At 68.1% G+C, this 4,095-nt stretch carries 3 protein-coding genes and 1 pseudogene; all 4 read left to right on the top strand.

The window, feature by feature from the left end; genetic code table 11:
• Positions 1 to 214 (top strand): annotated as a pseudogene (locus R1101_RS0117515) (SAM-dependent methyltransferase); the annotation flags it as partial.
• 224 nt (positions 215 to 438) lie between these two features.
• The gene (gene arc, locus R1101_RS0117510) at positions 439 to 2,208 is read left to right on the top strand and encodes a proteasome ATPase (protein ID WP_026003406.1); all 1,770 of its coding nucleotides are present in this window, start codon (positions 439 to 441) and stop codon (positions 2,206 to 2,208) included.
• 76 nt (positions 2,209 to 2,284) lie between these two features.
• Entirely contained in the window at positions 2,285 to 2,671 is a 387-nt protein-coding gene (locus tag R1101_RS0117505) for a nitroreductase family deazaflavin-dependent oxidoreductase (protein ID WP_016934661.1), read from the top strand.
• Between the two features lie 57 nt (positions 2,672 to 2,728).
• The coding region (gene dop, locus R1101_RS0117500) for a depupylase/deamidase Dop (RefSeq protein ID WP_016934660.1) at positions 2,729 to 4,095 on the top strand (1,367 nt) is incomplete at its 3' end.

Raw genomic sequence — 4,095 nt, 5'->3', positions numbered from 1 at the left:
GCAGCTGTCGCGGGTGGTCGAGGCGATGCGGGAGCAGACCTGCTGGACCGAGCCGCGCTCGTGGGAGTCGATGGTGCGCGGCTGGCACGTGGTGGGGCTGGCGGTGCGGCCGGAGCATCGGATGCAGGGGCACACCGCGTTTCTGGTCAGTGCCCGGCGGCTGCAGGACGGGGTGGAGACCCCGAAGCCGCAGCGTCGGCCCAGCAAGGGCTGAGCCGACGCCGACCTGCGGGACCCGGCGGGCGCGGGATCACGGGAGAGTACCTTCGAGGGGACCGGTCGACTCACGGTCTCGGGAAGCCCGACAGTGGATCGGGGGTGTGGTGCCATGGTGCGTCCCGCACGCGACACATGTTCGGAACACGACTGTTTCGTGTCCTCCCCCATGCCGGGCGATGTCCCGGTAGCGTGGAATGACCGACAGTGGAGGGAGTCGCTATGAGCTCGTCAGAGAAGCCGGATGCGGTTGCGGCGGCACGAGAGATCGATGAGTTGCGCATGGAGGTGGCGACCTTGCGTCGTCGGCTCGGCGAACCGTCCGATCAGGTACGCGACCTCGAGACCCGGCTCGAATCCCTCACGGTCCGCAACGGCAAACTGCTCGAGACCCTCAAGGATGCGCGTCAGCAGTTGATCACGCTGCGTGAGGAGGTCGACCGGCTGGCCCAGCCGCCGAGCGGCTACGGGGTGTTGCTCGAGACGTTCGACGACCAGACCGTCGACGTGTTCACCTCGGGCCGCAAGATGCGGGTCGCGGTGTCGCCGAATCTCGAACTCGACACCTTCCGGCCCGGTCAGACGGTGCGGTTGAACGAGGCGTTGACCGTTGTGGAGGTCGGTGGTTTCGAACGCGTCGGGGAGATCACCACTCTGCGGGAGGTGCTCGACGACGGTACCCGGGCGCTGGTGGTGGGGCACGCCGACGAGGAACGCATCGTGTGGCTGGCGGCGCCGCTGGCCGCGGCCGCCGCCGACGTCGAGACCGACGCCCTCGTCGACGACGAGAATTCGTTCACGCTGCGCCCCGGTGATTCGCTGCTGGTCGACAGCAAGGCCGGTTACGCCTTCGAACGGATCCCGAAGGCCGAGGTCGAGGATCTCGTGCTCGAGGAGGTCCCGGACGTCGACTACGGCGACATCGGTGGTCTGGGCCGGCAGATCGAGCAGATCCGCGATGCGGTGGAGTTGCCGTTCCTGCACAAGGACCTGTTCCGCGAGTACTCGCTGCGCCCACCGAAGGGTGTGCTGCTGTACGGTCCGCCCGGTTGCGGTAAGACCCTGATCGCGAAGGCCGTCGCGAATTCGCTGGCGAAGAAGATCGCCGAGGCCCGCGGCGACGATTCGAAGGAAGCGAAGTCGTTCTTCCTGAACATCAAGGGCCCGGAACTGTTGAACAAGTTCGTCGGTGAGACCGAGCGGCACATCCGGTTGATCTTCCAGCGGGCCCGGGAGAAGGCGTCCGAGGGCACCCCGGTGATCGTGTTCTTCGACGAGATGGACTCGATCTTCCGTACCCGCGGGTCGGGGGTGTCCTCCGATGTGGAGACCACGGTGGTGCCGCAGCTGCTCGCCGAGATCGACGGTGTCGAAGGGCTCGAGAACGTCATCGTCATCGGCGCGTCGAACCGGGAGGACATGATCGACCCGGCGATCCTGCGGCCCGGCCGCCTCGACGTGAAGATCAAGATCGAACGTCCGGACGCGGAGGCCGCCCAGGACATCTTCTCGAAGTACCTGACCGAGAGCCTGCCGGTGCACGCCGACGATCTCGCCGAGTTCGGTGGCGACCGGGTCGCGTGCGTGCGGACGATGATCGAACGGGTCGTCGAGCGGATGTACGCCGAGTCCGAGGACAACCGTTTCCTCGAGGTGACCTACGCCAACGGCGACAAGGAGGTCCTGTACTTCAAGGACTTCAACTCGGGCGCGATGATCCAGAACATCGTCGACCGGGCGAAGAAGTACGCGATCAAGTCGGTGCTCGAGACCGGGGCGCCCGGTCTGCGGGTGCAGCATCTGCTCGATTCGATCGTCGACGAGTTCGCCGAGAACGAGGACCTGCCCAACACCACGAATCCGGATGACTGGGCCCGGATCTCGGGGAAGAAGGGCGAGCGGATCGTGTACATCCGCACCCTGGTCACCGGCAAGAACGCCAGCGCGAGCCGCGCGATCGACACCGAATCGAACACCGGCCAGTACCTGTAGGACTCGACCGCGGCGGCCGGGCCTTCCCCGATCCGGAAGGCCCGGCCGCCGCGCTCTTCCGGGGGGAGGCCCGGTCATGCCGCTGCCGCACACGATGGCCCGGTTCAACAAGGTGGTCACCAACCGGGTCACCACCCCGTTCGCGCAGTTGCTGCCCGGCACCGCGGTGGTCGAGCATCGCGGTCGCCGCTCGGGCCGGATCTTCCGCACCCCGGTGCTGCTGTTCGGCGTCGGGGACGATCTGCGGATCGCGTTGACCTACGGCGCCGACACCGACTGGGTGCGCAACGTGCGCGCCGCCGGGAGCGCCGTGGTGCACACCCGGGGTGAGGCGGTACCGGTGACCGCGCCGCGGCTCGGCAACGATCCGCAGGCGAGCTGGGCGCCGCTGCCGGTGCGGATGGCGCTGCGGGCGATCGGGGCGCCGGGCTATCTGGACTGCACCCCGCGGCGGGCCCCCTGATCGGGGCGGCGGGGTGGTCCACGACCACGACCGCCCGGATCGCCTAGGCTCGACGGCATGCAGCGGATCATCGGTATCGAGGTCGAGTACGGGATCTCCTCACCCAACGAGCCATCGGCGAACCCGATCCTGACCTCCACGCAGGCGGTGCTGGCCTATGCGGCGGCCGAAGGGGTGCCGCGCGCCCGCCGCACCCGCTGGGACTACGAGGTCGAATCACCGTTGCGCGACGCGCGGGGCTTCGATCTGGGCCGGTTCAACGGCCCGGCCCCGGTCATCGACGCCGACGAGGTCGGCGCCGCGAACATGATCCTCACCAACGGGGCGCGGCTGTACGTCGACCACGCCCACCCGGAGTACTCCGCACCGGAGGTCGCCGACCCGTTGGACGCGGTGATCTGGGACAAGGCCGGTGAGCGGGTGATGGAGGCCGCAGCGCGGCACGCGTCGAGTGTGCCCGGCGCGCCGCGGCTGCAGCTGTACAAGAACAATGTCGACGGCAAGGGCGCCTCCTACGGCACCCACGAGAACTATCTGATGGACCGCGACACCCCGTTCTCCGCGGTGGTGGCGGGCCTGACGCCGTTCTTCGTCTCCCGGCAGGTGATCACCGGCTCGGGGCGGGTGGGGATCGGGCAGTCCGGCGACGAGCCGGGTTTCCAGTTGTCGCAGCGCGCCGACTACATCGAGGTCGAGGTCGGTCTCGAGACCACCCTCAAGCGCGGCATCATCAACACCCGCGACGAGCCGCATGCCGACGCCGACAAGTACCGGCGGCTGCATGTGATCATCGGTGACGCGAACCTGGCGGAGATGTCCACCTACCTCAAGGTCGGCACCACCGCGCTGGTGCTCGACCTGATCGAGGCGGGCATCGACCTGTCGGATCTGCAGCTGGCCCGCCCGGTCACCGCGGTGCATCACATCAGTCACGATCCGTCGCTGCGCAAGACCGTCGCGCTCGCCGACGGCCGGGAGTTGACGGGCCTGGCGTTGCAGCGGATCTACCACGAGCGGGTCGCGAAGTTCCACGACGGCACCGAGGACAAGCGGATCCTCGACATCCTCGACAAGTGGGCGATGGTGCTCGACCTGCTCGAACGCGACCCGATGGAATGCGCGGACCTGCTGGACTGGCCGGCGAAACTGCGGCTGCTCGAGGGTTTCCGCAACCGGGAGGGATTGTCCTGGTCGGCGCCGCGCCTGCACATGGTGGACCTGCAGTATTCGGATGTGCGCCTGGACAAGGGTCTGTACAACCGTCTGGTGGCCCGCGGGTCGATGCAGCGGCTGGTGTCCGAACAGCAGGTGCTCGACGCGGTGCACACCCCGCCGTCGGACACCCGGGCCTATTTCCGCGGCGAGTGTCTGCGCCGCTTCGGGGCCGACATCGCGGCGGCGAGCTGGGATTCGGTGATCTTCGA

This window comes from Rhodococcus sp. R1101, from assembly GCF_000278445.1.
Taxonomy (GTDB): domain Bacteria; phylum Actinomycetota; class Actinomycetes; order Mycobacteriales; family Mycobacteriaceae; genus Rhodococcus; species Rhodococcus gordoniae.
Note: the sequence above shows the minus strand (reverse complement) of the source record. Positions and strands in the feature narration are given on the sequence as shown.

Coding starts and splice junctions, on each gene's coding strand:
- arc (WP_026003406.1), top strand. CDS start 439: ATGAGCTCGTCAGAGAAGCCGGATGCGGTTGCGGCGGCACGAGAGATC.
- R1101_RS0117505 (WP_016934661.1), top strand. CDS start 2,285: ATGCCGCTGCCGCACACGATGGCCCGGTTCAACAAGGTGGTCACCAAC.